Annotated in this window: 11 protein-coding genes and 1 pseudogene; 6 read left to right on the top strand and 6 right to left on the bottom strand. The window is 50.9% G+C overall.

What is annotated here, in order from left to right; translation table 11 throughout:
- Positions 1-144: 144 nt before the first annotated feature.
- From B9N88_RS14180 to B9N88_RS32905, 5 genes and pseudogenes are all read right to left on the bottom strand, one after another.
- Positions 145-1,302, bottom strand: a complete 1,158-nt coding sequence (locus B9N88_RS14180; RefSeq protein ID WP_027605119.1) for an AAA family ATPase — start codon at positions 1,300-1,302, stop codon at positions 145-147.
- Positions 1,303-1,649: 347 nt separating this feature from the next.
- The gene (locus B9N88_RS14175) at positions 1,650-4,073 is read right to left on the bottom strand and encodes a TonB-dependent siderophore receptor (protein ID WP_027605118.1); all 2,424 of its coding nucleotides are present in this window, start codon (positions 4,071-4,073) and stop codon (positions 1,650-1,652) included.
- Between the two features lie 98 nt (positions 4,074-4,171).
- Positions 4,172-5,134, bottom strand: a complete 963-nt coding sequence (locus B9N88_RS14170) for a FecR domain-containing protein (RefSeq protein WP_027605117.1) — start codon at positions 5,132-5,134, stop codon at positions 4,172-4,174.
- Positions 5,131-5,637 (bottom strand): sigma-70 family RNA polymerase sigma factor, encoded by a 507-nt coding sequence (locus B9N88_RS14165; RefSeq protein ID WP_027605116.1) that lies wholly within the window; start codon positions 5,635-5,637, stop codon positions 5,131-5,133. The genes B9N88_RS14170 and B9N88_RS14165 overlap by 4 nt, the downstream gene beginning before the upstream one ends.
- 364 nt (positions 5,638-6,001) lie before the next feature.
- Positions 6,002-6,217 (bottom strand): annotated as a pseudogene (locus B9N88_RS32905) (CopG family ribbon-helix-helix protein); the annotation flags it as partial.
- Positions 6,218-6,972: 755 nt separating this feature from the next.
- Between B9N88_RS32905 and hxsA2 the strand changes: the two are divergent.
- From hxsA2 to B9N88_RS14130, 6 genes are all read left to right on the top strand, one after another.
- Entirely contained in the window at positions 6,973-7,257 is a 285-nt protein-coding gene (gene hxsA2 / locus B9N88_RS14155) for a His-Xaa-Ser repeat protein HxsA2 (protein ID WP_081744414.1), read from the top strand.
- A complete protein-coding gene (gene hxsD, locus B9N88_RS14150) occupies positions 7,257-7,559 on the top strand; it encodes a His-Xaa-Ser system protein HxsD (protein ID WP_027605113.1) in 303 nt (100 codons plus the stop codon). Before hxsA2 ends, hxsD begins: the two co-directional genes overlap by 1 nt.
- Positions 7,552-9,009 carry a His-Xaa-Ser system radical SAM maturase HxsB gene (hxsB, locus tag B9N88_RS14145; RefSeq protein WP_027605112.1) on the top strand — a complete coding sequence of 486 codons (1,458 nt, stop codon included), beginning with the start codon at positions 7,552-7,554 and terminating at the stop codon, positions 9,007-9,009. The genes hxsD and hxsB overlap by 8 nt, the downstream gene beginning before the upstream one ends.
- Positions 9,003-10,169, top strand: a complete 1,167-nt coding sequence (gene hxsC, locus B9N88_RS14140; protein WP_027605111.1) for a His-Xaa-Ser system radical SAM maturase HxsC — start codon at positions 9,003-9,005, stop codon at positions 10,167-10,169. The genes hxsB and hxsC overlap by 7 nt, the downstream gene beginning before the upstream one ends.
- 118 nt (positions 10,170-10,287) lie before the next feature.
- A complete protein-coding gene (locus B9N88_RS14135; RefSeq protein WP_159457359.1) occupies positions 10,288-10,785 on the top strand; it encodes a class I SAM-dependent methyltransferase in 498 nt (165 codons plus the stop codon).
- A gap of 205 nt (positions 10,786-10,990) precedes the next feature.
- Positions 10,991-11,632 (top strand): BRCT domain-containing protein, encoded by a 642-nt coding sequence (locus B9N88_RS14130; protein ID WP_027605110.1) that lies wholly within the window; start codon positions 10,991-10,993, stop codon positions 11,630-11,632.
- A 903-nt stretch (positions 11,633-12,535) separates the two neighbouring features.
- Here B9N88_RS14130 and B9N88_RS14125 read toward each other — a convergent pair.
- Positions 12,536-15,562 (bottom strand): SIR2 family protein, encoded by a 3,027-nt coding sequence (locus B9N88_RS14125; protein WP_081744412.1) that lies wholly within the window; start codon positions 15,560-15,562, stop codon positions 12,536-12,538.
- Positions 15,563-15,590: the final 28 nt, after the last annotated feature.

Genomic DNA, 15,590 nt, shown 5'->3' with positions numbered 1-15,590 from the left:
ACTAAGCGCCTGGTTTTGGGGCCGCTTCACAGCCCTACTTACAGCCCGGTATTCCCAGGCGACTCCAACACCTTCACCACATCATCAATAGCGGACCTACAAAGTCCAAGCATGTGACTAAGGTGGAAAATTTATTGCTTGTCCCTACCGCCCCTCAATCAACGCACGCTCCTCCAACCAAATCTCCTGAACAAACTGATCCGTAATCGCATAAATCCCATGCCCTCGCCGCATGATGATGTTCTCCGCCACCAGCGCAATCACCACGGGTTGAATCTCTTCAACCCGCACTTCGCGACCTACCGTCTTTGAATATTCCGCAGCTGCATCGGTAGAGAAAATCCCCCGAGCATCGCCTTCCGTAGCCGCGATCTTGTTGAAAATCGCCTGAGCCAGGCTGCCCAGCTGTTCGACTTTTTCAAGCTCAATACTTGCCGCCGCTGAGCGTAAGGTGCTGGCAATCACGGGGAGGAAAAGATCAGGATCACCGCCCTGTTGCAGTAGCTGACGCAATGCCTTGAGCATTTCCTCAGGTCGATTGCCCAGGGTATTGAAGGCTTCGACAGCGACTTCAAGTGAGGGGAGCTTTTCCTTCTTCACCGTCATTGCCAGTCGGTTGAGCAGGAATTCAACGTAGTCACCCTTTAGCAGTGGATACGCGGCCGATGTCGCGCCGGAAAACGCTTGGTTGCGTTTGGCGGTCAGCTCGCTTACCTGGGCTCTGTGGGAGCCTGTGCCGATAAAGAGGAAGTAGCCCGGCGTATTCGGGCGCGGGTTGATTGCATCACGAGCAGCCTTGAGGGCCAGGAGCAGTTGGTTGCCATCGTCGGAGGAAATGGCATGTTGCACCTCGTCGATGATCAGCACGAGATCGGTCTTCGCTTGGTCGACGACCTCTGCGAGTGCTTGCGCCAATGTGGGGCCGTCGGCGTTGCCGATGCTGTCGAGTTTGAAACCGAACTTGAATCCTGCTGCGCCCAGATCGACATTGCTGACTCGCTTGAGCATTTCCAGGATTGAAGAGCCCGGCGTTTGCAGTTCTTTCAGGGTCTTGTGGATGGCGTTGTGCACGAGCGTTGCCGGGTTGGCCAGCGTATCGCTCCATAGGTCGACGTAAATCACCAGGGCGCCTGCTGCTTCCAGGGCTGGGATAAGGTCGTTGCGCAGGAAGGTCGTTTTACCTGTACGGCGCAGGCCAGACAGAAAAAGACCTGAGCGTAGACCTTCATCTAATACGCCTGGATTGAGAAGCTGGTTTGCCATCGATTCAGCCAGTTCAGGGCGCTGAAATATGCTGCTCATGCAATTATCCCTTTTTATGGATACGCCATAATTATTGCCAATACATAATTTAGCATAAAGGATGAAATCCGGAGCTTTGGCGCGAAAAGAGGTGATTCAACAGGAGGTGAGGCGTGGAGGGGATGATCGAGGATGAATATATGGTAAACCTCCTGAATTCGAACGTTGTCGATCATCCCTTCCGTAGAGAATAGGCAGGAATCCGCCAAAAGCTGCCGTGGCAGCAGGCTGCCGAAAGCAGTCCGCTGTCAACGCCCTCTATCGGCCGACGCTGTTGAAATATCGAGTACGAAAGCGGTTTTGTCTGGCAATTGCGCTACGTGCCGATCCGGTCGCCAAGGGGGTGCTTACCAGTTGTAACTCACCGATCCGGTCACATTTCGGCGATACCCGTATTTGCAGCTGTCGCCGGTGTAACCACACTGGGAGACATAGGTTTCGTCGGTCAGGTTGGACGCATTGAGCGCCAGCTTCGCCCCTGCATAGGATGAAGACAGCTTGCCCAGGTCGTAGCTCAGGCTGGCGTCAAACAGCGTGTAGTGGGGAATGCCTTCGCTGTTTTGCGAGTCGATATAGCTCTTGCCGACATAGCGTACTCCTCCCCCTATCGCCAAGCCCGATAGCGCGCCGCCCTGAATGGTGTATTGCGACCAGAGCGAGGCCAGTTGTTCAGGGGTATTGCCAGGTTGATTGCCTTTCTCATCGGCCGTATTGCTGCGGGTAATTTCAAGGTGTGAATAGCTGTAGTTGGCCATCAACTCCAGCGCATCGGACACCTGCGCCTTGCTTTCCAGTTCGATACCGCGCGACTGGATTTCTCCGGTCGCCACCGAGAAACGATTGTTGGCAGGATCGGCAGTCAGTACGTTTTGCCGCGTCAGGTCGAACAGCGAGACGGTCACGTAGCTGTCACTGCCCTTGGGTTGGAATTTGATCCCGACTTCATACTGGCGACCGGTTTCGGGTTCGAACGCACTGCCGTCACGCGCCACCGCCGTGATGTTAGGGAAAAACGACTCGGAATAGCTCGCGTAGGGCGCCAGGCCGTTGTCTGCCAGGTACATCACACCGGTCCGCCACGTGAAGGCGTGATCGCGCTGCTTGAGGTCTGCCGCCGTATCGGTGGCGTAATGGACCGTTTTCGAGCGTGCCCAGTCTTGGCGACCGCCCAGGTTGAAGACCCAATGCTCGTCGAACTTGAGCTGTTCCGAGAGATACACACCCGCCTGGTCTAGCTGACGACGCTGGTTGATGTCGTAAAAAGCGTCCAGGTCGCTGTAATCCTGGTGATAGACCGGCGCATACATATCCAGGGGATCAACCACGTTGCCACCCCCCAACTGGTTGGTACTGGCGTGTTGCAAATCGATACCGACCAGCGTTGTATGTTCGAAACGGCCGGCGTTCCACTGGGCCTGGAAGTGGTTATCGAGCAGGGCATTCTTCACCTTTTCGTGGCCCAGATAACCGAAGCGGCCCACGGTGCGCTGGTCGTCATCCAGGCCGTACTGGTAAATCGTGCGCTGTTCCTGATAGGAGCGGCTGTAACGGGCGTTCTGGCGGAATGTCCAGATATCATTGAGGTGATGTTCAAACTGATACCCCAGTGACCACTGTTCTACATCGTACTTGTCGAAGTCAGGGTCGCCGACAAAACGATCCGTAGCGATCCGTCCGTAACGCGAGCTGTCGAGGGTGCCTATCCGCGGCAACGCGTAGTAGCCCAGCACATTGCGGTCTTTTTGAAAGGACGCCAGCACCGTCAGCGAGGTGTCGTCCGAGGGGCGCCAACTGATTGCCGGGGCGATGAATTGACGGTCATCACGGGCGTAGTCGATTTGCGTACCGCTGTCTCGCCACAGCCCGGTGAGGCGATAAGTCAAGACGCCGTCCTCGCTAAGCGGCCCGCCGAAGTCCGCAGCCAATTGCTTGCGATCAAAACTGCCTGCCTGCGCCACCAGTTCATGCAGCGGCTCATCGGTGGGACGCTTGCTGATCACGTTGACCATGCCGCCCGGCGAGCTTTGCCCGTAGAGCACCGACGATGGCCCGCGCAGCACTTCCACGCGCTCCAGCCCATAGACTTCACCCACGGCACGGCTCTGGTTGGCAAAGCTGTACTGGCGCAGGCCATCGCGATAGATACCACCGCCAGTCGTCGCGTCAAAGCCACGAATACTAATCGTGTCGCGCCGGGTATCGACACCGTTGGCTTCACCATTGACCCCGGCGGTGTAGCGCAGCACCTGCCCGATGCTTTGTGGCTGCTGGGCATCGATCTGCTTACGGGTGACCACGCTGATCGATTGCGGCGTTTCCATGATCGACGTATCGGTCTTGTTGGCACTCATGGTCCGGCTGGCGACCAGGCCATCGTTGCGGCCCAACGAGGTGTCGTATGCGGTGCCACTGATCGCAGTCGGCGCTAACTCCAACACGTCGCCGTTGCTCGGTACCAGCAGCAGGCTACCGTCGTCCTGGCGCTCATAGGTCAGCCCCGAGCCGAGCAAGAGCTGCGTCAGGCCGGCCTCAGTACTGAAATCGCCTTGCAGCCCCTGGGTTTTCTTGCCAGCCGTCAGCGTTGAGCTGCCCGCCATGGTAATCCCTGCCTGTGCGCCGAAACGTGACAGCGCAGAATCCAGGGGGCCAGCGTCGATGCTGTAATGCTGCGAACTACCCGCGGCAAAGACTGGAAGGCTGCAAAGCGGTTGCACGCTGAGCAACAACAGTCCAAGCGTACGGGCACGCAGGGCGCGGGAAGGTGAAGTCATACGGGGCTCCTAAGGGGTCAAGACCCACCTCTGGCGGGTGGGTGATCCCTATAGGCCAAGCGAGTACGAAAAAACTATCGTGCAGCGGAAAAAATATTTCAGGCGGGCACGATCGAGACCCAATAACGCGTCATGCGCTCGATACGCACCGGCAGCGTGCGCGCTACCAGGGTCAAGGCTGCGTCGGTGTCATCCAGCGAAAAACTGCCTGTGAGGCGTAACCCTGAGACTTGCTCATGACAACGTAAAACACCGGGACGATAACGCGAGAGTTCCGCCACCAAGGCATCCAGGCGCAGGCGATCCGCCGGCAGAATCCCGCGCAGCCAGGCCTGGGCGACCAGCAGGTCGGGGCGGCTCGGTACGCCGATACCCAGGCGATCCACCCGTGCCTGCCATCCGGCCTCAAGTGAAGAGGACGTTGGCTGGCCGCGTGAGTGCACCTGCACCTGGCCGCCCATGACGGTGACCTGCGTGCCCTGCCGGTCATGGCGCACTTGCAACTGCGCATCGCGGCTCTGCAGGATCGCGTCCGGCGTGATCAACTGCAGCGGGCGCGATTCTGCTCGCACATTCAAGGCCAGCTCGCCCTCTATCATCTGGATGCGCCGCACCTGATCATTAAAATCCAGGTTCACCGCACTGGCCGTGTTCAGCCATAGCGAGCTGCCATCAACCAGGGTCCACTGGTGACGCTCGCCTGTTCCTGTGCGGTGGTTCGCCAGCGCGGCGCGCACTGGCGTGGACCCCGCGCCTTGCCAGGCAACGGTGCCAACCGCACCAAGGACCAACAGGCGCTTGAGTAACTGCCGACGTTTCTGCATTTCCGGCCCAGCCGACGCCAGTGCCCTGCGCGCGGTGGCATCGCGCAAGAGATTCGCTCCGGGCTGCTGCAACAGCGGCAAGCTGGCGACACGTTGCCAGGCCTGCTCATGCTCATCGCTCGCCTCGCGCCAACACCGCAATGCCTCCAGATCAGGCGCACTCATAAGCCCGGACTGCGTCCTGACAAGCCAATCAATGGCGATATCGCGCACCTGCGGATTAATCTCGGCCCTCATTCGAAACGGCTCGCATAGCAAACACTGAATGCCTTACCCATGGCCCGTTGCACTTGAGCCACAGTCAAACCCAACTGCGCAGCGATCTGCGGGTACGTCAGGCCGTCGAGCTGGGACATGAAGAAAATCTGCCGTATGCGCTCAGAGAGCCCAATCAGCAGCGAGTCGAGTTGCAACAAGGTTTCGATCACCAGATACCGGTCCTCGGGTGACGATTCCCCCCCTTCGGGCCGAGCAGCCAACGCTTCAAGATAAGCCCGCTCGATCTCCTGGCGGCGCCAGCGATTGACCAGCAGTCCATTGGCAATCGCCGCGAGAAACGCCATGGGCTGGCGCAACTCGCACACCTGCTGAGGGGTGCGCAGCACACGGATGAACGTGTCGTGGGCCAGATCCTCGGCGTCGGCACTGTGCCCCAACCGCCGGTTCAGCCAGCCCTGCAGCCAGCCGTGATGATTCTCGTACAACTGTTCGACGGACGATGTTGGGCTGGCATCCTGCATGTGAGGCTCGCACTGCGTGAATGATAATGCTTCTCATCGTATTGATCGGGCGCATGGTTGTACAGTGTTTACACCTGTTTGATGGGGTGGAATTCTCCGTCCATATTCCTGACGGCCTTTGAATTACCCTGGCCGGGTTTGTTTTCTTGCAGTTGCCGATATTCATTCAAACGCCAAATAGCACCAAGCCCCGAGTTACGGGGCTTGGTGCTGTGGTGCGCTTCGCGGTCACCTTGCAAACTAGAGGTCGCTCGATACGGATACGCAGTGATAACCAGCTCCCGGCAATCGAGTACTGGAGACGCTTTCCCTGCATGAGGGAACGCTCCAGCATTCCCAGGCTGTTGAGAATGTGGAAGACGGCTGCCTCCCCCAATTCCCAATCAGTGGCGTTGCCGGCATCAGTATCTGCAATGTCTTTCTGCACGGCTTTAAATGCCAGCACTCAGCGGTCACGTAGCGGCTCCAAGCCCGCTGCAGGGGGGTATTGACGATCTCGGTCGGTCGCCCGCGCCAGTTGATCCAACTCGCTGACAAGTTCGGGCTTTACTCGGAAAGACAGAACGGGAGAGGCTGCCATAACGTTGTTCCACACGTGTTCTGTATGCGCTGTGTACATGGTATGCGGACGTTATGCTTCGGCTGGTAGTCGGCCACCAATAGCGGTTTGTCGGTTTGGGGAAGGATTTACAGGCGAGCGACTGGGTTGTATTAACCCAGAAACAACAAAGCCCTCACATTTCTGTGAGGGCTTTGTTTTGTATGGGCACCAGACGAACGGTATGTTCCGGGGAGGCTAGGTTTTCTGCGGGTCTGGAAGTCAGTGGAAAATTTGGCGTGCCCCAACTAGTAACTATAAATAAATCAGCTAGTTATGGCGTTCGGTGGAATCGAATCGGGATTTTTGAAATGTCAGTACGTTGTCGGTCTGCAAGTAGTTCAGAGCCGCATACGGAATGGTAAACCTCCTGAGATCGAACGTTGTCGATCATCCCCTCCGTAGAAAATAGGCAGGAGTCTTCCAGAACCTACCCGTGGCGACAGGCAGCAGACGGCCGATTGTGTTGAAAAAGTCGGCTTCGGTTTCCACGGCAGAAAAGTATTCCTCGCCCAATGTCGCCTGGAATTTATGGCTCTGCATTATCTGTCGGGAAGCTCGCTGAAGAACTCAAGGAGGTGCTTAAGGCATAAATCCAGCGGAAGAAGCCATACGCTGCTAGCCTTCGAGGATGCCTGATATCGGAAAAAGGCTGCATCAATCGATTGCACATTGACATCATAGAGAAACGCGCCGAAACTCAAAAATAACCCCATCAGCGATAGGGATATCTCATAATGAAAAAGCGTCCTTTTCTGCTTCCTCTGGCTACTCTGGCCGCAGCCATTGTCACAGAACAAGCTTCAGCGATAGCTACCCATGAGGTTGTCGAGCCCAGTACCGACGCCACGAACACGCTCCAGGCCGATGCCCAAGGCGAAAACCTTTTGGTACGCAGTGGCAATGATCAATTCGCCTTTGTTCTCAAACGCGGGGACCAAGGTCAGATGATGGCCTACCACAGTTCTCACAGCTCTCACGCCTCTCACGTTTCTCATGCCTCCCATACCTCGGGCTCCTGATGGCACTCTCGGATATGCTTGTCTTTGACGAGCGGCTTTATGACGCGCAGGTTCTGCAAAAAGCCGCTTATCGCTCAATCAATTCGCTGACGGTTGATATCACATCAACAGGGGGGCAATTTTTCTGTGCCTTATCCTCGAACATTGGTGTTGACGAGACTTCCTTTCTGACTGCCGTTCAAGAGTTCAAGAAGGACGTACTCGACTACCAACTGCGCCACCAGCTGAATGCTGAGACGCAGCCGATCAAGAACCTGATCCTTGGGCTGGCTTTTTCAAAAACCGGGCTGACTAGTGAGTAAATTCCAGAAGCTGGAGTTCTACGCGCAGCAACACACCTATGAGTTGCTGCCCTTCAAGTTTGACCGCCTGAATGACGATGAGTACGTCATCACCAACATGGTAGGCGAGTTTCACGTCATACCGGCACCGATGCTTGAGCCGATCATAAGCAAGTCGCTTGCACTTTCATCAGAACTGATCGCTACGCTGCGGTCCAAACAGTTCATTCGCTTCACCAACGAGCAGGCGCCACTTCAGCTTCTGGCACTCAAGATTCGCACGCGCTTGTCCAGACTGGCCCAGTTCACCAGTCTACATATCTTTGTTGTGACCCTTCGCTGCGACCATAGCTGCCCATATTGCCAGGTATCGAGACAGTCGGAGAACAAAGGCGAATTCGACATGACCACGGAGATGGCAGACAAGTCGTTAGATTTCGTTTTCAGATCTCCGAATTCGGCCATCAAAATTGAATTTCAGGGGGGCGAGCCGCTGCTGAACTTCGAGATGGTGAAGTACGTCGTTCTTGAGGCAAAAAAACGTAACCTCAAGGAAGGACGTGACCTGCGGTTCGTCATTGCGACTACTTTATCGTTACTGACGGATGACATGCTCGATTTCTGTAAGCAGCACAACATCGTGCTTTCATCTTCTCTCGATGGGCCAATGGATCTGCATAATGCAAATCGCCCACGCCCAGGTCGAGATAGTCACCAGCGTTTCGAGGAAGGCTTGAAGAAAGCCCGTGCGGCCCTCGGCTATGACCAAGTGTCAGCCCTGATGACAACCACAGATAAGAGCCTGCCACGAGCACGTGAGATCATTGATGAATACTTGCGCCTGGGCTTTGATGGCATCTTCCTGCGCACGCTTTCCCCTTACGGCTTTGCTATCAAGACCAAGAAATTCATGTCGTATGACACGGAGCGCTGGCTGGAATTTTACAAGGAAGGTCTTGAGTACATCATTGAGCTAAACAAGTCGGGCATACGATTTGTTGAGCAGTATTCCGCGATCGTGCTGACAAAAATGCTGACATCAGGGGACCCCGGGTTTGTTGATTTAATGAACCCTGCCGGTGCTGGTATCGCAGCCATCGTGTTCAACTATGACGGATCGGTCTACGCCTCAGATGAAAGCCGTATGCTTGCCGAAATGGGTGATCATACGTTCCGGTTGGGGAGCATTCTTGAGCATTCATATGAGGAGATCATCCTCTCGGATCAGCTTCTGGATGCACTGGAAAACTCCTTCACTTTAAGTGCCCCCATGTGTTCTGACTGTGCATTCGAACCTTACTGTGGCGCTGAGCCTGTCTACCATCACGCAATACACAAGGATGTGGTGGCAAGAAAGCCTGAGTCTGCTTTCTGCAAACGGAATATGTCGATCTTCAAACACCTCATAGAACTGATGGGAAGCGATGAGCAAACGAAACGGATTTTTATGGGGTGGGCCAACCGATGCTGAAGCTCGGCGGAAAGATTATCCGAATACATGCGGTTGATGTTGATAAGACCATCGCCTTGGCCAAAGTATCAACCAGTCGGAATTTGCCTGAAGTTTTGCGACGAGAAATGGCCTACCTGGTTTCCGATAACCAGATCCCCCAAGGATTCGCGCACTATCTGCTGGTTGAGAAACATCGGTATCTGGTTGATGCGCTCCCTTTGAACTCTGATTTTTCAATTCTGCCGAATGACTACAGCTATATCGGTGATGGCGACGTTATCCGGCTTTCAGCGGATCGTCAGAGCATCCGAGTGTTGTTTCGTGCATCGTCGCCCCACAACAGTATCCTGGTCACAGAGCAGTGTAATCATTACTGCCTCATGTGTTCCCAACCGCCGAAAGCCGCTGATGACTCATGGATACTCGACGAAATCGAGAGCCTGATTCCGCTGATTCCAAAAGATACCCGCGAGCTGGTGTTTACCGGAGGCGAGCCGACGACCAGCCGGGAGCGTTTCCTTAATATTATCAACCTGACAAAAAGTTATCTTCCAAGAACCGCGATTCATATACTCTCGAACGGGCGCAGTTTCAAGGACCCAGCGTTCGCTGAACGGTATGCGCAGATTGAATTGCCCGACGCTATGATCGGAATCCCTGTCTATTCAGACGATCCAACTCTGCATGACTACATTGTCCAGGCTCAAGGCGCGTTCGATGAAACCATTCAGGGCATTCTCAATTTGAAGCGCTTGGGCCAGAAGGTTGAGATCCGAGTCGTCATTCACAAGCTATCGATACAACGCCTTCCTGAACTATGTGAGTTCATCGCACGCAATCTTTTGTTTGTTGACCATGTCGCGCTGATGGGCCTTGAGATGATGGGTTTTACCAGAGCCAATCTTGATGAGCTGTGGATCGACCCATTCGAGTACAAAGACACGCTCAGCAAATCGGTTGGCATTCTGGCCAAGTATGGCATGCATATCTCGGTCTACAATCATCAACTCTGTCTAGTAAACTCAGACATTTATCCCTATTACCGCAAATCAATCAGTGACTGGAAGAATGAATACGCCACCGAGTGCGAGGTATGCACTCGCAAGTCGGACTGCGGAGGATTTTTTTCGTCAGGGATCAAGCATGGCTACAGTAAGAGCCTAATACCTTTTTGTTGATCTACGTTAAAGGTCAGCATCAAGATTATTCTGTAATTTATTGCGCTGCGGAGTAAATATAATTATAGAAAAATACAGTCGACATAAAAAGCCAATATCCAATGAGCCATCAAGTTTTTTGGCGAGAGAGATATCAGGGCTGGATTTACCTGAAGGGTCTCTTGCTCTTGATTTGGGGTGCGGCTATGGTCGTAATTCCATCTTATTATCAAGGCATTTTGCGAATGTAATAGCCGCTGATTTTTCTTATAAAGGTTTCAGCGACTTATGGTATTTAAGTTGCAAAAACATACACCCGGTGATTCTAGATTGTAGGCAATTGCTGCCGTTTTTAAATAATGCATTCTCAGCTGTCATAGTTGTTCATTTATATCATGAAAATTTAATTGCTAATTTGATTGATGTAATCCAGCCGGACGGTTTTTTTATTTATGAAAGCATTGCTGGCAATGGCGAAAACTGGCGAGAGCTGAGTCTTTCCGGAGAAGTGAAAAGGCTTTTAGAAAAACAGTTTATTATCAAGCATTACTTAGAGCGATCTGTAGGTCCTGATAAAAAAAATGCCACCGTGAAAGTGGTTGCCCAGAAAAAACATGAATCGCTCGTAGCTTTATAGGCGCGTCTGATCGTTGGCTTCGGATTCAGACTGTGTGAAAACGCCGAGGATTGACTGAGCAGGAAAGGGGACGAAAGGGGACGGATCTATTTTCCTGATTAAAAATGGGGTGTCTGCGCGCAGTGGTGCTAGCTTTGAACACAACATCTACTTGCTTGCTAATGCTTCGGTATCGAGCTAGTACCCACCTCAAGGAAAACCCGTAATGGATCTACACCACGAGTTTGAGAGTAGCAAATTCTTCAACCGCGCCCGAATCGATCGACGCGCCGCCGATGCCTTGGTCGGGTTGGCCGCTGGGATTACGGCCGACGGTGTTGTGAACATCACGGAAGCGGTTTTTCTAAAGCAATGGTTGGAAAACAATCTCGCGTATCTGAACGATCCGGTGATCAATCTGCTGTATTCGCGTTTGGCGTGCATGCTTCAGGACAATGCTCTAGACATGGATGAGTCCCTGGAGCTGCTTAACATTCTGCGTGGTTTTTCTGGAGTGGGCATTGAGAGACCAAAGGTTGGCGGTGCTGTTGCTGTTACTCCTACGGACCTTCCTTTCAATTCACCGATCCCTGATTTGGTGTGGGACGGCCGGATGTTTGTATTTACTGGTGTCATGGCCTTTGGGCCGCGTAAGGATTGTCAGGCGCTGGTCGAAGAACGAGGTGGTTTGATTGGGGGCAGTGTGAGCAAGAAGGTGCATTACCTGGTGGTTGGTAGCGTGGGTAATGAGCAGTGGCGCCACAGTACTTATGGAACGAAGATCATGAAGGCAGTGGAGTTGCGTGAGGCGGGAGCTTCGATTGCCATTGTGGGTGAGGATCATTGGCAAAAGATGCTGTTTGGTTGAGGTTGCTTCGTTGTTGGTGTTTTGGGAAAGGCACCCTTTTGTCTTGGCCCGCAGATCGTCGGTGGGTTTGACGGCCTCATCGCGAGCAGGCTCGCTCCCACAGATTCCGGTGTGTGGACAAAAAAGTGGACGCTCCAGAAACAACAAAGCCCTCGTATTTCTACGAGGGCTTTGTTTTGTATGGTGCGGCACCAGACGAACGGTAACTTGCGGCGGGGCTAGGTTTTATGCGGGTCTGGAACTCGGTGGGAAATTTGGCGTACCCAAACGAGTAACTATATATAAATCAGCTAATTATGGCGTTCGGTGGAATCGAACCCGGATTTTTGAGATGTCAGCAAGTTGTCGGCCAGCAAGTAAACCATTCAGAGCCGTATACGAAATGGTGACCCCCCTGAGTTCGAATATCCCCCCGTAGAGAATAGGCAGAAATCGGCCAAACGCGGTCGGCGGACACCCTACTGGCGAAACTGTAGCCTACCGCTAGGAATTCTCAACAACGAATCTTGTGTCGCCTATGTCGCGTTTCTGTTTGAGCCATGTCGAGTCTGTCACGAGCACCTTGATGATTAAGATGGGCTTACGGAGTGGCAAGGAACTTTATGCGGTAGCCTGTCGCATTTGAACGTGACATAGTATTTCGCCTAATTGTAGTTATACAAAAACTGAAAGCGCTAATGGCATTCGACAAAAAAACTTATATAAAGCCATCGATGCTTTAATTACGCTACCAAAAAGATAACCATAGTTTCAAAAGAGAGCTTTCGTAGTATCTATGGCTCGGAGACAGTCGAAAAAAACAAGAACATAGAATTCTTGAGTAGTTCTTTCGTAAGGCAAGCCAGCAGACAGAAGCTAATTAATAAGGGGCTAGTTAGCCCCTTGCGTAGTTTATAGCTTGGTTCAAATGGAAGGTCCGGAGACTCTACCAAGATAATAAGATATGGCGGAGCTGCTTTTGCCTGAGGCCTCAAGTTGTGCTTTGTCAACAAAAGTATCGAGCTCTTGAATCGCTTCAGTTTCTTCCTGGCTCTCCTTTCTTAATCTCCAGCGTAGTGAGCTATACCTAAATAGCTGGAGTAAGTTTATGAGATCTTTGTTCATGGCGAAGTGTTTCCATAACACACTACGGCATTGAACAAGAAGCTTGTCCATTTTTTCATCACTCAAGTGATGATATATGCTAATAAGCGAACTCTTTGTTTTTTCTTGCAACGGCTTGTCGAGCTGAAGCATCGTTGTTCCCAATTCGATCAGCGCACGTGCTTTGTTGTAAAAATCTAGATTGTTATGGGAGTAATCAACGATGCCTTGCAGTAGTTCTGATTTTTTTTCAGGGTCTGTTATCCGCCTCGACCTTGATAGGGCGATATTTGATACAACTTTATGCGCGCCGCTTTTTCTGGCTTTGGTCTCAAGTTCAAAAAGTTCATTCGATTGATTTTTATGTTTTGAACAAGTTAATATTATGTGCTTTGCACTAAGAAGAACTTTCCCTCTGCTGATTTTTGCTGCCTTTTCTGCATGTTCTTTAGCTAAATCAAAATTTCTAAGGGATTTGTAGGCTAGAGCCATGTTGATATGGAGGTTGGCAATAGTTTTATTATCCTGGATATGCGGCAGGGCATCCTTCAGTTTTTCTATGGCGCGCGAATAGTATTCATCGCCATCAAACATCCTCAAAGCTCGGCCATACTGATATATGAGATACCAATAAGAGTTATCTGGATTTTCAGGAGATAACATTGGGGTGATGGCGGTACATAGGTCATGCACGACTTTGTAATGTGACTTTTCCATAGCTTTTGCGCAAAAGTGCGACGCTAAAGCCATCGATATTTTTTGCTTGCGAGAATTATTTTCTGCATCTGAGAAAATCTTCTTTAAAAAAAACTTAGCATTGCTGAGTTCTGCAGACTTCTCGACCAAATCCCCTCTTATGAAAGATGAGTGAAGTTTGAATGTTCCAGATTCCCATTGGTCTCCGAAATAGAGCTTGAATGCCGCTGAATAAATTCGCGAAACCTCTGCTTGTTTTGTGTTGCTATATATCCAGTCCTTAACAGCTCTTGTCGCAATTAATCGCTTTCTTTGATTTTGGTTATCTGACTTTGCTAGCTCATCCTGCTCTTCTACATAGATGAAACCTTGCTGCTGCAGAGTGGTAACATGTGAAATAGCAAATTTCTTGGTTCTGTCGACTCTCTTGAGATTCTCTAAATATTCGCCATTGGGAAATATAGAAATGAATTTTAAAAGTGTGAAAGCATATTTCAATTCTTGTTGATTTGACGATGATAGATTTAGCATGGCGGAGTGGAATCTTCCAGCAAGCATGCTAATTGAGTGCCCCTCTTCGGCGACAACCTCACTTAAGGAAGCGACAGCTAGTTTGTTTAAGTCGTCAGTTATTAGCTTTGGCACTCCGTTGGTGTGTTCAAAAAGAAGAAGAATCTCATCATGACTAAGGTTGTTTTTATAGTTTGGGTGGCCCTCAATATAGGAGCGACTATCAGCCTTGTCTAAAGCCGCTAGTTCAACCCAAGATATTTTAGTAGGTGGTGACTGCCTACTTATCAATATTACTTTTAAGTTTTCACAGTATGACGCCAGGATGTTTGTGAGGTCTTGTAGATCATTTTGAAGGGCCAATGATTTATCGTGATCAGCGTCAAACGGTATATCATCTAGTATGAGATAGGAATTATCAAAACTCCCTAGCGCAGTACAAAATGACTCGAAGGAATGTCCGATTAGTGATTCAATTTTTTCATAAAATGACTCCCTGCTTGTGTAGCTGCTCGCATTGATTAAAAACATTTCAGCGGAGATATTTTGCCCGCGCTGTATTATCGACCATAAAAACTCTTTTTCATTCATTCCCCAGTCGGCAGTTAGCCAGAGGTATTTATTTCCATCAAGAAATTTGCTGGCCGTGAATACCTGCGCATGTCTAATGCCCAGAGCTTGCGGGGAATTTGGTAGGTAGCATTTGATTGAGTTAAAATCAACGGGTTTCAGCCCCTGCTCCATATTTCCAACAAGCAATTCCTGTGGAAGTGACGCTTTTTTTTCTATATATAAGTGGGCGAATAGATCCCTGAGATAATCTGGTAGATCCGAATGGCTATCTCCAAAACCGATGGGGTCAACGAAATTTTGCCAGCTTGGATCCTTTAGTCGCTTTTTAATATCCGTATTTAGGACTAATGCAAAGTGGTTTGAAATAGCAGAATTAAATTTACTCTTGAGCCATGTGGACAGATTTGAAATATTTGCATCTTCAAATGTGCTGCCACACCCAACAAACAAAAGTGTATTTAATGAGGCGAGACTTCTTTGAAAAAAATCTCTTACTTCATTATTTAAGGTCTTTTCGTAGTCGCGAACACCCAAAACGCAGCTTTCCGGCTTATCCCATATCCCATGCAAATGCAAAATTGCCGATTTCTCACCTCTTATCCACGCTATAACATCCTTTGATTCCGAGACGCAAATTGAAGGTAATGAGGTGACGTCTTCCAAAAGCGTGTCGTAGTTCAGGGTGCATATCTTTATGCCGGAATCAGATATTCTCTTTATTATGCGCTGAGTGTCTTCGTCAATTGGCTTTAGATTGTTAAAGGATTTCCTGAGCCATTCCGTGTAATTGGCTCCTTCGGGAGCCCCTAGCTTCTTGCCCAGCAGTTCGGCAGTTAAAACTATTTCGTCTACATCATTTGTCGCTGAAAGTCTATTTATCCAGTTGTCATGCGTGTCAGGATCAATCAGGCCCCTGTCTAGCGCAAATTTATAACCGCTTTTTATAAGCCCCACCCATGAAAGCTGTGGATACTGATTTTTTGTTAAGCTGATGCTTAAGCCTGTACCTATAACTAAAATAGTGTCTTTGTTTGGGATGTATTTCTGATCGCAGTTGCTTGTACTCATGATGATTCCATTCTTTTTGGTTGGCGGT

The organism is Pseudomonas sp. LAMO17WK12:I1 (genome assembly GCF_900177315.1).
Taxonomy (GTDB): domain Bacteria; phylum Pseudomonadota; class Gammaproteobacteria; order Pseudomonadales; family Pseudomonadaceae; genus Aquipseudomonas; species Aquipseudomonas marginalis.
The sequence above is the reverse complement of the archived record's forward strand: the minus strand, read 5'-3'. Positions and strand labels throughout refer to the sequence as shown.